A 16,283-nucleotide genomic window follows, 5' to 3' on the forward strand; every position below is an offset into this window, starting at 1 on the left:
CAACCCCGCCGACGCCCCGCGCGCCCGCGGCTAGCGGACCTCGTGGCCCGCCGCCCGCAACGTGGACTTCACCTCGCCGACGCGCAGCTCACCGAAGTGGAAGACGGAGGCCGCCAGCACCGCGTCCGCGCCCGCCTCGACGGCCGGCGGGAAGTCGGCGAGGCCGCCCGCGCCGCCCGAGGCGATGACGGGGATCACGACCCGCGCCCGCACCGCCGCCGTCAACTCCGTGTCGTAGCCGTCCCTGGTGCCGTCCGCGTCCATCGAGTTGAGCAGGATCTCCCCCGCCCCCAGCCCGGCCGCGCGCTCCGCCCACTCCACCGCGTCGATCCCGGTGCCGCGCCGCCCGCCGTGGGTGGTGACCTCGAACCCGGACGCCGTCTCCGTGCCGGGCGGGCAGCGGCGGGCGTCGACGGAGAGCACCAGCACCTGGCGGCCGAAGCGCTCGGCGATCTCCCGGATCAGCTCGGGCCGCGCGATGGCCGCCGTGTTGACCCCGACCTTGTCGGCGCCGGCCCGCAGCAGCCGGTCCACGTCCTCGGTGGTGCGGACGCCGCCGCCCACGGTCAACGGGATGAAGACCTGCTCGGCGGTGCGGCGCACCACGTCGTAGGTGGTCTCCCGGTCCCCCGACGAGGCGGTGATGTCGAGGAACGTCAACTCGTCGGCGCCCTCCGCGTCGTAGACCTTCGCCATCTCCACCGGGTCGCCGGCGTCCCGCAGGTTCTGGAAGTTGACGCCCTTGACCACCCGGCCGGCGTCCACGTCCAGGCACGGGATCACCCGCACCGCCACGCCCATCAGGAACCGCCCCCCCGGTACGCCTCCAACTCGACCTGGACCAGCACCCGCGAGTCGGGGAAGCCCACCACCAGCACCGTGCACACCGGCCGCACCCCGCCGAACACCTCGCGGTGCGCCAGCGTCGCGTCCTCCGCGTCCCGGCCGTGCGCCAGGTAGAGACGGGTGCGCACCACGTCCGCCGCGCCGAGCCCGAACGGCTCCAGCGCCGCGACGGCGTCGGCCAGCGCCGAACGCGTCTGCTCGTACGGGTCGCCGAGCGCCGCCGCCCCGGCCGCCGGCGGGAGCGTGCCGCCGACCAGCACCAGCGGGCCGGCCGCCACCGCCGTCGAGGCGCCCACCGCCCGCTCCCACTCGGCCTCGCCGCCCTCACGGCGCACCGCCGTCGGCTCGGTCATGCGGCGGCCACCGTCTCCAGCGCCTCCTCCAGGCTGAACGCCCGCGCGTACAGGGCCTTGCCGACGATGGCGCCCTCCACGCCCAGCGGCACGAGGCCGGCGATGGCCCGCAGGTCGTCCAGCGAGGAGACCCCGCCGGAGGCCACGACCGGGCGGTCGGTCGCGGCGCAGACGTTCCTCAGCAGGTCGAGGTTGGGGCCCTGGAGGGTGCCGTCCTTGTTGATGTCGGTCACCACGTACCGGGCGCAGCCCTCCGCGTCGAGCCGCTCCAGCGTCTCGTAGAGGTCGCCGCCGTCCCGGGTCCATCCGCGCCCGCGCAGCGTGGTGCCGCGCACGTCGAGGCCGACGGCGATCCGGTCGCCGTGCTCGGCGATGGCCCTGGCGACCCACTCGGGGGTCTCCAGCGCCGCCGTGCCCAGGTTGACCCGGGTGCAGCCGGTGGCGAGCGCGGCGGCCAGGGTCTCGTCGTCCCTGATACCGCCGGACAGCTCGACCTCGATCTCCATGGCGGCGGTCACCTCGGCGATCCGCGCGCGGTTGTCCCCGGTGCCGAACGCGGCGTCGAGGTCGACCAGGTGCAGCCACCGGGCGCCGGCGCGCTGCCAGGTGAGCGCGGCGGCCAGCGGGTCGCCGTAGGAGGTCTCGCTGCCCGACTCGCCGTGGACCAGGCGGACCGCCTGGCCGTCGCGCACGTCGACGGCCGGCAGCAGCTCCAGCGTGCGGGAGGCGGGGGTGGTGTCGGTCTGGGTCGTCACAGGGTCTCAATCCAGTTGGTGAGGAGGTGGGCTCCGGCGTCACCGGACTTCTCCGGGTGGAACTGGGTGGCCCACAGCGGGCCGTTCTCCACGGCGGCGACGAAGGGCCGGCCGTGCGTGGACCAGCTGACCTTCGGCGGCACGACGGCGGCGCTCCCGGAGGGCGGCAGGGGGAAGTCGTGGACGGCGTAGGAGTGGACGAAGTAGTACCGCTCCTCGGGCCCGAGGCCGGCGAAGAGCCGCGAGCCCTCGGCGGCGTCCACCGTGTTCCACCCCATGTGGGGCACGACCTCGGCCTTCAGCGGGCCGACGGTGCCCGGCCACTCGGCCAGGCCCTCGGACTCCACGCCGTGCTCGACGCCCCGGGCGAAGAGGATCTGCATCCCGACGCAGATCCCCAGCACCGGCCGGCCGCCGGCCAGTCGGCGCTCCACGGCCCAGTCGCCCCTGGCCTCGCGCAGCCCCGCCATGCACGCGGCGAACGCGCCGACGCCGGGGACCAGCAGCCCGTCGGCGGCCAGCGCGGTCTCCAGGTCCCGGGTGATCCGCACCGAGGCGCCGGCGCGCGCGACCGCGCGCTCGGCCGAACGGACGTTGCCGAAGCCGTAGTCGAAGACGACCACGGACTTCTTCGGGGCGCTCACCAGACGTCCAGCCGCAGCACGCCGGCCACCAGGCACAGCGCGCTGGCGATGGCCAGCAGCACGATGACGCCCCGGGGCAGGCCCTGCTTGGCGAACGAGTACACGCCGGTGCCGAGGAAGAGGCCGGCGGCGATCAGCAGCGTGGACGTGCCGTTCACAGGGCGCCCTTGGTGGAGGGCACGCCGGTCTGCCGGGGGTCGATCTCGCTGGCGTAGCGCAGCGCCCTGGCCAGCGCCTTGAACTGGCACTCGACGATGTGGTGCGCGTTCCTCCCGTAGGGAACGTCGACGTGCAGCGCGACCTGCGCCTGGGCGACGAAGGACTCCAGGATGTGGCGGGTCATCGTCGTGTCGTAGGAGCCGATCATCGGCGCCATGCCCGCCGGCTCCGAGTGCACCAGGTAGGGGCGTCCCGAGAGGTCGACGGTGACCCGGGCCAGGGACTCGTCGAGCGGCACCGAGGCGTCGGCGAAGCGCGTGATGCCGCGCTTGTCGCCGAGCGCCTGCCGGAACGCGGCGCCCAGCGCCAACGCCGTGTCCTCGATGGTGTGGTGGCTGTCGATGTGCAGGTCACCGTCGGTCTTGACGGACAGGTCGAAGAGACCGTGCCGCCCGAGTTGGTCCAACATGTGGTCGAAGAAGCCCACCCCGGTGGACACCTCGACCGCTCCCGTGCCGTCCAGATCGATCTGGACGGTGACGGACGTCTCCTTGGTGGTGCGCTCCACCCGACCCACGCGGCTCATTCGTCGCTCTCCTTCGTCACTGCGCGTACCGCGTCCAGAAACGCGTCGTTCTCCGCCCGGGTGCCGGTGGTGACCCGCAACCGCCCCGGCACGCCGTTGTCCCGCACCAGCACCCCGTGGTCCAGCAGCCGGCGCCAGACGGCGGCGGCGTCCGCGAACCGGCCGAACTGCACGAAGTTGGCGTCCGACTCGGTGACGTCCAGGCCCAGCGCCCGCAGCTCCTCGACCACCCGGTCCCGCTCGCCCTTCAGCTCCTCGACGAAGCCGAGCAGCGTGTCGGCGAACTCCAGGGCGGCGCCCGCCGTGGCCTGGGTGACCGCCGACAGGTGGTACGGCAGCCGCACCAGCTGGACGGCGTCCACCACGGCGCGGTCGGCCGCCAGATACCCGAGCCGCAGCCCGGCGGCGCCGAACGCCTTGGACATGGTGCGGGTGAGGACCAGCGTCGGCCGGCCCTCGATCAGCGGCAGCGTGGAGGGGCGGTGGCTGAACTCCGCGTACGCCTCGTCCACCACCACCAGCGCCCCGCGCCCGTCCACGGAGCGCCGGGCGTCCTGCGCGGCCTCGTACAGCGCCAGGATCGTCTCCGCCGGCAGGGCGGTGCCCGTCGGGTTGTTCGGCGAGCAGAGGAAGACGACCTCGGGGCGGCGCTCGCGGATGAGGGCCTCGGCCGCCGCCACGTCGATGGCGAACTCCTCGGTGCGCGGCCCGGAGATCCAGCCGGTGCCGGTGCCCCTGGCGATCAGGGAGTGCATCGAGTACGACGGGTCGAAGCCCAGCGCGGTGCGCCCCGGGCCGCCGAACGCCTGGAGCAGCTGCTGGAGCACCTCGTTGGAGCCGTTGGCCGCCCAGACCTGGGCGGGCTCCAGCGGATGCCCGGTGGTCGCGGTCAGATAGGCGGCGAGCTGGGCGCGGAGCGCGACCGCGTCCCGGTCCGGGTAGCGGTTGAGCGTGCGCGAGGCGTCGGCGACCCGCTCGGCGATCCGCCGCACCAGCGCCTCGGGCAGCGGGTGCGGGCTCTCGTTCGTGTTCAACTGGACGGGAACGTCCAACTGCGGGGCGCCGTAGGGGGACTTGCCGCGCAGCTCGTCCCGCAGGGGGAGCTGGTCGATGCCGGTCACGTGCGGGGAGGTACCTTCCACTCGAACCTGGCCCTGACCGCCGACCCGTGCGCCGGCAGGTCCTCGGCCTCGGACAGCGTCACCACCTCGGCGGCGACCCCGGCCAGCGCCTCGCGGTCGTAGGCGACGACCTGCACGCCGCGCAGGAAGGAGCGCACCGAGAGACCGGAGGAGTGGCAGGCGCAGCCGCCGGTCGGCAGGACGTGGTTGGAGCCGGCGCAGTAGTCGCCCAGGGAGACGGGGGCGTGCGGCCCGACGAAGATCGCCCCCGCGTTGGTCACCCGGGCGGCGACGCCGGCCGCGTCCTCGGTCTGGATCTCCAGGTGCTCGGCGGCGTAGGCGTCGACGACGGCCAGGCCGCGGTCGAGGTCGGCGACCAGCACCGTGTACGACTGGCGTCCGCCGAGGGCGGTGGTGATCCGCTCGCGGTGGCGGGCCGCGGCGACCTGGGTGGCCAGCTCGGCGTCGACCGCGTCGGCCAGCTCCTCGGACGGGGTGACCAGCACGGCGGCGGCCAGCTCGTCGTGCTCGGCCTGGCTGATCAGGTCGGCGGCGACCAGCACCGGGTCGGCCGAGGCGTCGGCGAGCACCGCGATCTCGGTGGGTCCCGCCTCGGCGTCGATGCCGACAACGCCCTTGAGCAGGCGCTTCGCCGCGGCGACATACACGTTCCCCGGGCCGGTGACGAGCCGGACGGGGCGGCACTCCTCCGTGCCGTGGGCGAACATCGCCACCGCCTGGGCGCCGCCCGCCGCGTGCACCTCGTCGACGCCGAGCAGCGCGCAGGCCGCCAGGATCGTCGGGTGCGGCAGGCCGTCGCTCCACTCGACGCCCGGGGTGCGCTGCGGCGGGGAGGTGACCGCGAGGGAGCCGACGCCCGCCTCCTGGGCCGGGACCACGTTCATCACGACGGAGGACGGGTAGACCGCCTGGCCGCCCGGGACGTAGAGGCCGACCCGCTCGACCGGCACCCACCGCTCGGTGACCGTGCCGCCGGGGACGACGGTGACCGTGCGGTCCTCGCCGCGCTGCGCCGCGTGGACCGTGCGCGCCCGGCGGATCGACTCCTCCAGGGCGGAGCGGACCTCGGGGTCCAGCTCCTCCAGCGCGCGCGCCAGCGCCTCGGCCGGCACCCGGGTGCGGGTGAGGGTGACGCCGTCGAACCGCCGCGCGTAGTCGATCAGCGCCGCGGTGCCCCGATGGCGCACGTCCTCGCAGATGGGCCGCACCTTCTCCAGGGCGGCCTCGACGTCGAGTTCGGCGCGGGGCAGCAACGCGCGGTCGACGGCCCCGGAGGCCGGGTCGTCCCGCAGATCGATTCGCTTCAGCACGTGTCACAGTCTCGCAGACGGGTACGACAGCGCCGCGGCACGTTTCACGATGCGGTCCCGGCGTTCCGGCTCGTACGGATAGGCTGGCCGGTTGTGACGACCACCCGCCTGCCTCTGTTCCCCCTCAACACCGTGCTGTTCCCTGGGCTCGTCCTGCCGCTCAACGTCTTCGAGGCCCGCTACCGCGCCCTGCTCCGCGACCTGCTGGAGCTGCCGGAGAGCGAGCCGCGGCCCTTCGGGGTCGTCGCCATCAGGGACGGGCGGCTGGCCGTGCCGCGCGGCACCGGGCTGCCGGACGAGAACGAGGAGCCAGCGCCCGACCCGACGGCCGGCTTCGACGCCGACCCGATGCGGAGCTTCTACGAGGTGGGCTGCGTCGCCGACGCCTCCACGATCCGCCCGCGCCAGGTCGCCGGCGAGGGCGGGGAGGCGGCGGAGGGGGGCGACGGCCCGGCGAGCTACGAGGTGCTGGCCACCGGCACCAGCCGCTTCCGGCTGCTGTCGGTCGACACCTCGGGCCCCTATCTGGTGGGCGAGGTGGAGCCGCTGGAGGAGGTCGCCGGCGAGGGCGCCGGCGCGCTCGCCTCCGGGGTGCTGCTCGCGTTCCGCCGCTACCAGAAGGCGCTGGCCGGCGCGAACGAGCGGACCCTCGGCCCCGCGCAGGAGGCGCCGGACGACCCGGTGGTGGTCTCCTACCTGGTGGCGGCGGCGACCGTGCTGCACACCGCCGACAAGCAGCGGCTGCTCCAGGCGCCCGACACGGCCACCAGGCTGGCGGACGAGCTGCGGATGCTGCGGCAGGAGGCGTCGTTGATCAGCAAGCTGCCCTCGGTGCCGGGCGCGGAGTACACCATCCGCCCGACCAGCCTGAACTGAGGGAACGGACCGACCGGCGGGAGGCGACATGGGCGGCGGACGCGGGAGGCGCGGCGAGGGCGGCACCCGGGCGACGGTGGAGGCGAGCCGCGCGGGGGTGGCGTTCACCCTCCACGAGTACCGGCACGACCCCGCGGTGCGGGCCTTCGGCGAGGAGGCGGCGCGGGAGCTGGGGCACGACCCGGCGCGGGTGTTCAAGACGCTGGTGGCCGAGGTGGACGGCGCGTGGACGGTGGCGCTGGTGCCGGTCTCCGCGTCGCTGTCGCTGAAGGCCCTGGCCTCGGCGGTCGGCGGCAGGCGCGCGACGCTCGCCGACCCGGCGGCGGCCGAGCGGACCACCGGCTATGTGCGGGGCGGCATCTCGCCGCTGGGGCAGCGCAGACGGCTGCCGACGGTGGTGGACTCCTCGGCGGCCGAGCATCCCACGGTCATGGTCTCCGCGGGCCGCAGGGGGCTGGAGATCGAGCTGTCCCCCGCCGACCTCGTGGCGTTGACCGGGGCGCGCACGGCACCGATCGCGCGCTGACGGCGGGCGCCGCCGCTCAGCCCTGGTGCGGCGCGGGGCCGGAGGGCGTCTCCCAACGGGGCGGGTGCTCGGCGGGGCGGGGTCGCTCGTCGCGCGGCCCGAAGCCGGCGACGCAGAGCAGGTGGACCAGCAGCGCGCCGAACGGGAGGCCGAACAGGACGCTGGGCGCGTTGAGTTCCAGGGGGGCGTCGAAGACCGTGCCGTCCTCCATGCCGGCGACGCGGGCCGCGAGGTCGTCGCCCGGCCCGAGCATCATCCCCAGCTGCCAGGCCAGCCAGGCGCCGAGCACCGCGCCCATGGCGAGGCCGATCACCACCGCGACGCCCCCGGAGCGGCGCGCGAGGAAGGTCACCAGCCCGGCGACCGCGCCGACGACGAGCCCCAGCAGCAGAAAGGTGCCGTCGGCCGCGATGGACTGCTGCCCCTCGGAGTTGGCCAGCAGCACCTCGTCGCCGCGCAGCTCCAGCGGCACCCGCGGCGCCCGCCACACCCACAGCAGGCCGAGCGCGACGGCCGTCACCACGGCCACCGGCACCGCGACCAGTGCCAGCTGGCGTATCTCGTCCACCCAGTCGCGGACGCTCCCGGGGGACGGCTGCGGCGGCGGGGTGGCCCAGGGGTCGTGGGGTGCGGCCTCCGTGCTGGTCACGGGGCGGTGCTCGGGCGTCGGCTGGGGAGAGTCCACCCCGTCATCCTGCCAGGTACGGCCACCTGTTCGGCCCCGGGGAGGACCGTTTGGCTGATGAGCCCACCGGTGCGTCTCCCCGGGCCGGGTCAGGCCCGGGCGGCCCGCCGGTAGGCCCAGGTGGCCAGGGCCAGCGCGAGCACACCGACCCCGGCGCAGACCCCGAGGTGGGCGACGACGAGCCCGGCGTCGGGCGCCGGCTCGAACATCTCGGCGAGCGCGTCGACCCCGTAGCTGGACGGCAGCAGCTCCCTGGTCCAGCGCAGCGGCTCCGGCAGCCGGCCGGCCGGGAGCACCCCGAGCAGCAGCGCCGCCGACATGCCCAGCTGCCCGGCGAGGGTGGCCAGTTCGGGCCGGGGCGCGAGCAGCCCCAGCGCCGCGCCGAGCCCGGCGAGCGCGGCGCCCGCCAGCGGCACCACCGCCAGCAGCAGCCACAGCCCGCCCAGCGGCAGCTGGTAGAGCAGCGCGCCGGTGACGGCGGTGACCGCGACGCCCGGCACCGTGAACGAGGCGTAGGCGGCGGCGGTCCCCAGCACGACGGCGGCGGCCGGCACCGGCAGCGTCGCGTAGTGGTCGAGCCCGCCGGTGCGCAGCTGCCCGAAGTACTGGGCGAGGAGGTTGAGCGCCACGAACGCCACCACCAGCACCGAGGAGCCGGCGACCACCGCGTTCGCCTCGGCGCCCGCGCCGCCGTCCACCACCCCGCGCATCAGGATCATGATCCCGACGGACTGGAAGGTGGCGACGAACAGCAGCGGCATCCGCGCCACCCGCGCCCGGGAGAGCTGCGCCCGGTAGACGGCGGCCAGCGCCGGCAGCGGACGGGCGGACGGGGCCAGCGGGGCGCGCCCCTCGGGGGCCTGGGCGGCCTCGGTCATGGTGTGGTCGTCCCGGACTCGTGCGATCAGGGTCACTGGCGGGTCAGCCCCTCGCCCCGGCCGCCGAGGGCCAGATAGACGTCCTCCAGGCTGGGCGTCGCGAGGGTGAAGTCGTCCAACGCGGCGAACGCCTCACCCCGGGTGACGGTGGCGACCACCTCCCTGGCGCGTTCCTGCGGCAGCCGCAGCGTCCAACGCCGGCCGGTGATCCGCGCCTGGGAACGCAGCCGGTCGATCTCGGGAACGGCCGACGGCGGCTCGCCGCGCCACACCAGGTCGAGGCGGACATGCGCGTCGACCAGCGTCTTCAGCCCGGAGGGGGTGTCGCAGGCGATGACCCGGCCGGCGTCGAGCACCGCGACCCGGTCCAGCACGGTCTCCGCCTCCAGCACGTTGTGCGTCACGAGCAGCACCGTGGCGCCCCGCTCGGCGCGGCGGCGGTCGATCGCCGCCCACACGGCCCGGCGGGCCACCGGGTCCATCCCCGCGGTCGGCTCGTCCAGCACCAGCAGCGGACGGTCACCGGCGAGGGCCGCGGCCACACAGGCCAGCCGCCGCTGCCCGCCGGAGAGCCGCTTCAACGGACGGTCGGCCAGGGGCTCAAGGCCCAGCTCGCCCAGCACGTCGTCCCGGGCGGCGCGGGCGGCGACGACATCGAGGCCGCGCAGTCTGGCCGTGGTCTCCGCGGCCAGCGAGACCGTCAACTCGTCGAGCGCGCCGGTCTCCTGACCGAGGTAGGCCAGCAGTCTTGAGGCCAGCTCGGGGTGGCGGACCACGTCGTGGCCGAGCAGCGAGACGGTGCCGGCGTCCGGCCGCAGCAGCCCGGTGAGCTGGCGCACCAGGGTGGTCTTGCCCGCGCCGTTGGGCCCGAGGAGGCCGAAGATCTCGCCGGTGGTGATCCGCAGATCGACGGCGTCGTTGGCCGGGCGCGGCGCGGCGTCGGCGGCCCCGCGGCGCCAACCGCGCGGCGCACGGTAGGTCTTGGTGAGGCCACGCACGGTCACCGCGGCGGGCGGGGTCGCTGAACTGTCCGGAGCGCGCGGTGCCATCGTGGTCTGGGGCCCGGCCCGGCCGATGGAGGAGGCCACGGGCCCGAGCCTACGCGGCGGCGGGCACGCGGCGGACGCCGGGGCGCGCTTGCGGGGCGGCGCCGGGCGGCGTGCGCGCGCCGGGGGAACGTCAGGAAGAGGCCCGCTCGGCCCCGCTGCGGGTGTCCACCTCGCGCCAGAAACCCGCCCTGATGGCGTAGCGGTCCTGCTCGTCGATCTGGTCGTCCTTGTGCGCCAGCAGGCCGAACCTGGCCGCGTAGCGCAGCAGTTCGCCGTCGATGCGGTGCGGGATGCGGGGGTACTCGGTGGCCAGCTGGCGCAGCGGGGACTCGCCGGGCAGCCGACCGGTCCAGCGCCGGGCGAAGACCTGCCCGACCTCGAACGGGTCGCCGCCGACCGCGGTGATGTCCTCCTCGCGGTCGGCCCAGCGCTGCTCCGCCGTGGTGAGCTGGGCCAACGTCGGCAGCGCCGCCGTCTCGGCCGACTCGTCCGAGGGACCGCGCTCCACCCAGCCCCGGTCGGACGACCAGCGCAGCGTCGCGGTCGCCGGCGGCGGCAGCGGGCGACCGAGCGAGGCCAGGTCCTTGGGGGTGGGGACGCCCTTGGCGCTGGGCGCAGCCGCCGTCGTGTCCTCGTCCTCGCAGCCGGGAACGGCGGGCGTCGCGCCGTTGGCCTGGGGGGCGGCCGGCTGGTCGGTGGGCTTGCCCTTCTCGGGGAGCGGGGCCGCCAGGATGGCGGCGATGTCGCTGGCCAGGCCGCCCTCGGCGCGCGGCTCGCTGACCCGCACCGCGCGGGTGATCCAGGCGCGGTCCAGCACCCGGCGCTCGTCGGCCTCGGCGACCAGGTCCTCGGACTGGTTGTAGTCGCCGTCGGCAGCCTGCACGGCCCACAGGTGGACGGCGACCCCGTGCTCCTTGGCGGACATCAGCCCGGGCAGCAGGTCGCCGTCGCCGGTGACCAGCACGATGTCGGCGCAGGCGCGGTTGCGTGCCAGCTCGGTCAGCTCGGCGTGCATCGCGGCGTCCACGCCCTTCTGCGCCCAACGCCCGTCGCTGCGCGTCAACGCGCCGAGGCGGACGGTGACTCGGGGCATCACCCGGAGCCTGCGGTGCTCGGGCTGGGGGACGCGGTCGGGGGCACCGTCGAACCAGTAGATCCGCAGCAGGTCGCAGCCGGTGTCGGCCTCGGCGCGCTCCCGCAGGCCCTGGATGAGTCTGGCGTGGTCCACGGTGATACGCGCACGCGCTGGCTCTCCGGCGAGGAGGCTGGCCGCGGCGCCCAACAGGTAGCCCGCATCGACCAACACGACGCAGCGGTCCACGTGGCACCTTCCCTTCGCCGAACGTTTCACTGAGTCTGCCCGACGGGACCGCCGTTATCTGTGCTACTCGATCTTCGGCGTGGCAAACAGCCGTTCCGTCCCCGGAATGCGAGGTATCGACTCACATGTGAACCTGGTGAAGGCGCCTAACTTCAGCCGGGGGATCACCCAGCCAGGAGGCGATCATGGCCAAGGAGAGGAAACGCGAGCGGGAGGCCGAGCGGGACCGCAGGCCCGAGCCGCCCGCCAGGACGGACGCGCCCGCCCCGGACTCCGCCGAGCAGTCCCGCGGCGGCAAGAAGCGCGAGCGGAAGTTCGGCCACAACTGACGGCCGGAGCCCCGGGATGCCGCCCCGGCCGCGCGGGCCGGGGCGGCGACCGGTCGGACGCCCGGTGCTGAGGGGATCAGCTCACCGGCACCTCCGCGCAGGCACCGTCCACGAAGCTGATGCTGCCGTAGGACGGCTCGTCCACCATCAGCACGGTGTCGCCTTCGTGCAGCTGGTAGGTCGCGTCCTCGGAGAACTCGGTGTCACCGCCCCGGACATAGGCGACCTCGGATGAGGTGTCGGGAGCGGCCACGCCGAACAGCCAGGCGCGCTCGGCGCCCCTGTCCGGCCGGTAGGTGTGGCCGGAGTCGATCACCGCGAGAAAGACCTCGGCCGTCAGGTCGGCGACCGTGTGCGGATCCTGGCAACGCCGGGCCACGAGGCGGGTGACGGCGTCCACATGGCGCCGGTAGAACTCCTCGAAGAGCTCCGGATCGCGAGCCGCGGCGGGACCGCCGCGGCTCCTGGTGACGATGCGCACGACGCGCTCTCCCGTCCTCGTCCCGGCTTACACCTGTACTTGGACGGAGGGCGGTGGAGCGTTACGTCGGGGGCGCGGAACGCGGTGGCCGCGCGCCCCCGACGCCGTTCAGTCGCCGAAGGCGTGCCGCTCGTGCGCGGCGGCGAAGTAGCGGGCGTCGGCGATCTGGGAGGCGACCCGGGCCGCCGGGGGCCTGGCACCGTGCACCAGGTCGCACGCCTCCTCGGTGCAGCGCACCCGGTCCTCGTGGGCCGAGCCGGGGAAGTACCGTTCCAGCGCGTGCACGGTCTCCGTCGTGGAGGTGTGCGCCTCGCGCAGCAGGAACACCGCTTTCTCTATCATCCTGGCGTCCATCAGAACCACCCTCTTCCGGGGTCCGCCCACGGTTCTCGTGGCGCGGTCCCCGTTTTCGAAGGTAGCTCCGGGCCCTTCCCGGATCGGTAAAGCGGGCGCCATCATCCCGCCAAACAGGCGGGCCCCAGGAGCGCTTTGAGGTCGCCGAAGAGCGCCGGATCGGGTTGGACGCGGTGGCGGTCGAGACGGAGCACGGTGGTGCTGCGCGCGCCGGTCAGGCGCACCCGCACCTCCGTCGAGCCCCGGTGCTGCCCCAGCACCTCCCCGAGCCGCTCCACCAGCGGGGGGGTGACCTTGACCATGGGGATGGTGAGGGTGACCGGCGCGTTGGCCGACGCCTCGCTCAGGTCGGGCACCATCAGCTCCATCGCCACCAGCCGCGGCACGTCCTCCCGCTTGTCCAGCCGGCCCTTGACGAACACCACGACGTCCTCGACCAGCTGGGTGGAGACCAGCTGGTAGGAGGCGGGGAAGAACATGCAGTCGATCGTGCCCGCCAGGTCCTCGACGGTGGCGATGGCCCAGGCGTTGCCCTGCTTGGTCATCTTCCGCTGGAGCCCGGAGATGATGCCGCCGATGGTGACGATCGCGCCGTCCGAGTGCTCCCCGCCGTTGAGCGCGGCGATCGCCACGTCGGCCTTCTCGTCCAGCACGTGCTCGATGCCGAAGAGCGGGTGGTCGGAGACGTAGAGCCCGAGCATCTCCCGCTCCTGGGCCAGCAGATAGGACTTCTCCCACTCCTCCTCGGAGAAGACCACGTCCATCCCGAAGCCGGGGCCGTCCTGCGCGGCGTCGGCGTCGCCCATGCCGCCGAAGAGGTCGAACTGGCCCTCGGCCTCCTTACGCTTGACCTGCACCACGTTGTCGATCATCGACTCGAAGTGCTGGGTGAGGCCCTTGCGGGTGTGGTCCAGCGCGTCGAAGGCGCCGGCCTTGATCAGCGACTCGATGGTGCGCTTGTTGCAGACCACCGCCTCGACCTTGTCGAGGAAGTCGGGGAAGGAGCTGTACTTCCCCTTGGCCCTCCGGGTGGCCACGATCGAGTCCACCACGTTCTGCCCGACGTTGCGCACGGCGGTCAGCCCGAAGACGATCACGTCGTCCCCGCGCGGGGTGAAGACCGCCTCCGACTCGTTGACGTCGGGCGGCAGCACCCGGATGCCCATCCGGCGGCACTCGTTGAGGTACACCGCCGACTTGTCCTTGTCGTCGCGGACGGAGGTGAGCACCGCGGCCATGTACTCGGCCGGGTAGTTGGCCTTGAGGTACGCCGTCCAGTAGGTGACCAGCCCGTACGCGGAGGAGTGCGCCTTGTTGAACGCGTACCCGGAGAACGGCACCAGCACGTCCCAGACGGCCTGGATCGCCTCGTCCGAGTAGCCGTTGTCCCGCATCCCCTTCTGGAAGGGGACGAACTCCTTGTCGAGGATCTCCTTCTTCTTCTTGCCCATCGCCCGGCGGAGCAGGTCCGCCTGTCCGAGCGAGTAGCCGGCGAGCACCTGCGCGGCCTTCTGCACCTGCTCCTGGTAGACGATCAGCCCGTGGGTGACGTCCAGCACCTCGCGGAGCGGCTCCTCCAGCTCCTTGTGGATCGGGGTGATCTCCTGCTGGCCGTTCTTCCGCAGCGCGTAGTTGATGTGCGAGTTCATGCCCATCGGCCCCGGGCGGTACAGGGCGCCGACGGCGGAGATGTCCTCGAAGTCGGTGGGCTTCATCATCCGCAGCAGCGACCGCATCGGACCGCCGTCGAACTGGAAGACGCCCAACGTGTCGCCCTTGCCGAGCAGTTCGAACGTCTTCGGGTCGTCGAGCGTCAGGTCGAGCAGTTTGATGTCGACGCCCTTGTTCTGCTTGATCAGCTTGACGGCGTCGTCCATGATCGTCAGGTTGCGCAGCCCGAGGAAGTCCATCTTCAGCAGGCCGAGCGACTCGCAGGTGGGATAGTCCCACTGGGTCACGACCACGCCGTCGTTCTTCGGCGCGAACAGCGGCACATGGTCCACCAGCCGCTCGCTGGACATGATCACGCCCGCGGCGTGCATCCCCATCTGCCGGACCAGGCCCTCCAGGCCCTTGGCGGTGTCGATGACCTTGCGGACGTCCGCCTCGTTCTCGTACATCGACCTGACCTCGCCCGCCTCGCTGTAGCGGGGGTGGTCCTTGTCGGTGATGCCGGAGAGCGGGATGCCCTTGCCGAGGACGTCGGCCGGCATCGCCTTGGTGATGCGGTCGCCCATCGCGTAGGGGTAGCCGAGCACCCGGGAGGAGTCCTTGATGGCGGCCTTCGCCTTGATGGTGCCGTAGGTGCCGATCATCGAGACCTTGTCGGCCCCGTACTTCTCGGTGACGTAGCGGATCACCTCGCCGCGCCTGCGCTCGTCGAAGTCGATGTCGACGTCGGGCATGGAGACGCGCTCGGGGTTGAGGAACCGCTCGAAGATCAGGCCGTGTTCGAGGGGGTCGAGGTCGGTGATGCCCATCGCGTAGGAGACCAGCGAGCCGGCCGCCGAGCCGCGGCCGGGGCCCACCGCGATGCCCTGCTCCTTGGCCCACATGATGAAGTCCGCGACGACGAGGAAGTAGCCGGGGAACCCCATCTGGATGATGACGCCCATCTCGTACTCGGCCTGCCGCTGCCGGTCCTCAGGCACCCCGCCCGGGTAGCGCCTGGCCATGCCGCGCCGGACCTCCTCCTGGAACCAGGTGACCTCGGAGTACCCGTCCGGCACGTCGAACTTGGGCATCAGGTCGCGTGACTCGAACCAGCCGGCGATGTCGACCTGCTCGGCGACCAGCCGGGTGTTGGCGCAGCCCTGCTGCCAGGCGTCCGAGGAGTCAACGGCGTACATCTCGGCCGGGGACTTCAGGTAGTAGCCGCCGCCGTCGAAGCGGAACCGGTCGGGGTCGGAGAGGTTCTTGCCGGTCTGCACGCACAGCAGCGCGTCGTGGGCGTCGGCCTCGTGCGCGTAGGTGTAGTGCGAGTCGTTGGTGACCAGCGGCGGGATGTCCAGCTTGCGGCCGATCTCCAGCAGCCCGTCGCGGACCCGCTTCTCGATCTCCAGGCCGTGGTCCATGAGTTCGAGGAAGTAGCGGCCCTTCCCGAAGATGTCCTGGTAGTCCGAGGCCGCCTTCAGCGCCTCCTCGGGCTGGCCCAGCCGGAGCCTGGTCTGCACCTCGCCCGAGGGGCAGCCGGTGGAGGCGATCAGCCCCTCCGCGTACTGGGAGATCGTCTCCCGGTCCATCCGGGGCCACTTGACGAAGTACCCCTCGGTGTAGGCGTCCGAGGAGAGCCGGAAGAGGTTGTGCAGGCCCGTCGCGTTGGAGGCCCAGATGGTCTTGTGGGTGTAGCCACCGGAACCGGAGACGTCGTCCCGCTTCTGGTGCGGCTGGCCCCACTGCACCCGGCGCTTGTGGCGGCGGGACTCGGGGGCGACATACGCCTCGATGCCGATGATCGGCGTGATGTCGGCCGCGCGCGCCTGTTGGAAGAAGTCGTAGGCGCCGTGCAGGTTCCCGTGGTCGGTGACCGCGATGTGGCTCATGCCCATCTCCTGACAGGCACGGAACATGTCCTTGAGCCGCGCCGCACCGTCCAGCAGCGAGTACTGGGTGTGCACATGCAGGTGTGTGAAGGGCTTGCTCACTCCACGGGCCTTCCGGAGCTGGGACAGGGGTCGTCGCGGGCGCGAACGCCCGGGACCGACCGGCCATCGCGAGGGCGCGCGCCAGGACACCGACCCTACCTCTGGTCCCGCCCGTTGCCCCCGCTCTCCCCCGCCTCAACGGCCCGAGCGTTTCCGCAGGTCACATTGCGTTCGTCCGGCAACACCCAAGGTCAGCGACCGTCCCGGAACCGTTTCCGAAACCCTTGCGGAAACCGGCCGGAACGCCGCCCCGCGCACGGTCCGTGACCGTACCCGGCGACCCCGTCTCCCGCGCGCCGGCGGGTCCTGTCGTGCCCGGCCGTATCGCACCGCGTCCGGGCGTGG

General features: G+C 73.3%; 17 protein-coding genes and 1 pseudogene. 3 read left to right on the top strand and 15 right to left on the bottom strand.

The annotated features are described in order from the left end of the window. Positions 1-30: 30 nt before the first annotated feature. From hisF to hisD, 8 genes are read right to left on the bottom strand one after another with little or no spacing between them, the layout of a single operon-like run. Positions 31-801 carry an imidazole glycerol phosphate synthase subunit HisF gene (hisF, locus tag FH715_RS09880; RefSeq protein WP_139643201.1) on the bottom strand — a complete coding sequence of 257 codons (771 nt, stop codon included), beginning with the start codon at positions 799-801 and terminating at the stop codon, positions 31-33. Then, the gene (locus FH715_RS09885; RefSeq protein WP_139643204.1) at positions 801-1,199 is read right to left on the bottom strand and encodes a Rid family hydrolase; all 399 of its coding nucleotides are present in this window, start codon (positions 1,197-1,199) and stop codon (positions 801-803) included. The genes hisF and FH715_RS09885 overlap by 1 nt, the downstream gene beginning before the upstream one ends. Continuing rightward, positions 1,196-1,954 (bottom strand): bifunctional 1-(5-phosphoribosyl)-5-((5-phosphoribosylamino)methylideneamino)imidazole-4-carboxamide isomerase/phosphoribosylanthranilate isomerase PriA, encoded by a 759-nt coding sequence (gene priA, locus FH715_RS09890; protein WP_211367519.1) that lies wholly within the window; start codon positions 1,952-1,954, stop codon positions 1,196-1,198. Before priA ends, FH715_RS09885 begins: the two co-directional genes overlap by 4 nt. After that, positions 1,951-2,601 carry an imidazole glycerol phosphate synthase subunit HisH gene (gene hisH / locus FH715_RS09895; protein WP_139643844.1) on the bottom strand — a complete coding sequence of 217 codons (651 nt, stop codon included), beginning with the start codon at positions 2,599-2,601 and terminating at the stop codon, positions 1,951-1,953. Before hisH ends, priA begins: the two co-directional genes overlap by 4 nt. Further along, on the bottom strand, positions 2,595-2,756 hold the full coding sequence (locus FH715_RS28165; RefSeq protein WP_170184687.1) for a hypothetical protein: 162 nt from the start codon (positions 2,754-2,756) through the stop codon (positions 2,595-2,597). Before FH715_RS28165 ends, hisH begins: the two co-directional genes overlap by 7 nt. Continuing rightward, the gene (gene hisB, locus FH715_RS09900; RefSeq protein WP_139643207.1) at positions 2,753-3,343 is read right to left on the bottom strand and encodes an imidazoleglycerol-phosphate dehydratase HisB; all 591 of its coding nucleotides are present in this window, start codon (positions 3,341-3,343) and stop codon (positions 2,753-2,755) included. Before hisB ends, FH715_RS28165 begins: the two co-directional genes overlap by 4 nt. Further along, on the bottom strand, positions 3,340-4,464 hold the full coding sequence (locus FH715_RS09905; RefSeq protein ID WP_139643211.1) for a histidinol-phosphate transaminase: 1,125 nt from the start codon (positions 4,462-4,464) through the stop codon (positions 3,340-3,342). Before FH715_RS09905 ends, hisB begins: the two co-directional genes overlap by 4 nt. Continuing rightward, positions 4,461-5,795: a histidinol dehydrogenase gene (gene hisD / locus FH715_RS09910; protein WP_139643214.1), complete on the bottom strand. Its 1,335-nt coding sequence runs from the start codon at positions 5,793-5,795 to the stop codon at positions 4,461-4,463. Before hisD ends, FH715_RS09905 begins: the two co-directional genes overlap by 4 nt. A gap of 93 nt (positions 5,796-5,888) precedes the next feature. Here hisD and FH715_RS09915 point away from each other — a divergent pair, with 93 nt between their 5' ends. Continuing rightward, positions 5,889-6,671 (top strand): LON peptidase substrate-binding domain-containing protein, encoded by a 783-nt coding sequence (locus FH715_RS09915; RefSeq protein ID WP_139643217.1) that lies wholly within the window; start codon positions 5,889-5,891, stop codon positions 6,669-6,671. Positions 6,672-6,699: 28 nt separating this feature from the next. Then, the gene (gene ybaK, locus FH715_RS09920; protein WP_139643220.1) at positions 6,700-7,197 is read left to right on the top strand and encodes a Cys-tRNA(Pro) deacylase; all 498 of its coding nucleotides are present in this window, start codon (positions 6,700-6,702) and stop codon (positions 7,195-7,197) included. 16 nt (positions 7,198-7,213) lie between these two features. Here the strand turns inward: ybaK and FH715_RS09925 are convergent, their stop codons facing one another. The 4 genes from FH715_RS09925 to FH715_RS09940 form a co-directional block, all read right to left on the bottom strand. Further along, entirely contained in the window at positions 7,214-7,882 is a 669-nt protein-coding gene (locus FH715_RS09925; RefSeq protein WP_139643223.1) for a GlsB/YeaQ/YmgE family stress response membrane protein, read from the bottom strand. A gap of 89 nt (positions 7,883-7,971) precedes the next feature. Continuing rightward, positions 7,972-8,760 (bottom strand): ABC transporter permease, encoded by a 789-nt coding sequence (locus FH715_RS09930; protein WP_139643847.1) that lies wholly within the window; start codon positions 8,758-8,760, stop codon positions 7,972-7,974. A gap of 32 nt (positions 8,761-8,792) precedes the next feature. After that, a complete protein-coding gene (locus FH715_RS09935) occupies positions 8,793-9,809 on the bottom strand; it encodes an ABC transporter ATP-binding protein (protein WP_139643849.1) in 1,017 nt (338 codons plus the stop codon). A 130-nt stretch (positions 9,810-9,939) separates the two neighbouring features. Next, positions 9,940-11,130, bottom strand: coding sequence for an NYN domain-containing protein (locus FH715_RS09940; RefSeq protein ID WP_139643230.1), 1,191 nt, complete (start codon positions 11,128-11,130; stop codon positions 9,940-9,942). A 185-nt stretch (positions 11,131-11,315) separates the two neighbouring features. Here FH715_RS09940 and FH715_RS28170 point away from each other — a divergent pair, with 185 nt between their 5' ends. Then, entirely contained in the window at positions 11,316-11,459 is a 144-nt protein-coding gene (locus tag FH715_RS28170) for a hypothetical protein (protein ID WP_170184688.1), read from the top strand. 246 nt (positions 11,460-11,705) lie between these two features. On the opposite strand, the pseudogene FH715_RS09945 reads toward FH715_RS28170, so the two are convergent. The 3 genes and pseudogenes from FH715_RS09945 to dnaE form a co-directional block, all read right to left on the bottom strand. Further along, positions 11,706-11,940 (bottom strand): annotated as a pseudogene (locus FH715_RS09945) (RNA polymerase sigma factor); the annotation flags it as partial. 108 nt (positions 11,941-12,048) lie between these two features. Next, complete coding sequence (locus FH715_RS09950; protein WP_139643233.1) at positions 12,049-12,294, bottom strand: hypothetical protein; 246 nt, start codon at positions 12,292-12,294, stop codon at positions 12,049-12,051. A gap of 101 nt (positions 12,295-12,395) precedes the next feature. Further along, the gene (gene dnaE, locus FH715_RS09955; protein WP_139643238.1) at positions 12,396-15,938 is read right to left on the bottom strand and encodes a DNA polymerase III subunit alpha; all 3,543 of its coding nucleotides are present in this window, start codon (positions 15,936-15,938) and stop codon (positions 12,396-12,398) included. Positions 15,939-16,283 lie beyond the last annotated feature (345 nt).

This window comes from Streptomyces sedi, from assembly GCF_006335015.1.
Lineage (GTDB): Bacteria > Actinomycetota > Actinomycetes > Streptomycetales > Streptomycetaceae > Streptomyces > Streptomyces sedi.

Coding starts and splice junctions, on each gene's coding strand:
- hisF (WP_139643201.1), bottom strand. CDS start 801: ATGGGCGTGGCGGTGCGGGTGATCCCGTGCCTGGACGTGGACGCCGGC.
- FH715_RS09885 (WP_139643204.1), bottom strand. CDS start 1,199: ATGACCGAGCCGACGGCGGTGCGCCGTGAGGGCGGCGAGGCCGAGTGG.
- hisB (WP_139643207.1), bottom strand. CDS start 3,343: ATGAGCCGCGTGGGTCGGGTGGAGCGCACCACCAAGGAGACGTCCGTC.
- ybaK (WP_139643220.1), top strand. CDS start 6,700: ATGGGCGGCGGACGCGGGAGGCGCGGCGAGGGCGGCACCCGGGCGACG.
- FH715_RS09930 (WP_139643847.1), bottom strand. CDS start 8,760: ATGACCGAGGCCGCCCAGGCCCCCGAGGGGCGCGCCCCGCTGGCCCCG.
- FH715_RS09935 (WP_139643849.1), bottom strand. CDS start 9,809: ATGGCACCGCGCGCTCCGGACAGTTCAGCGACCCCGCCCGCCGCGGTG.
- FH715_RS28170 (WP_170184688.1), top strand. CDS start 11,316: ATGGCCAAGGAGAGGAAACGCGAGCGGGAGGCCGAGCGGGACCGCAGG.
- FH715_RS09950 (WP_139643233.1), bottom strand. CDS start 12,294: ATGGACGCCAGGATGATAGAGAAAGCGGTGTTCCTGCTGCGCGAGGCG.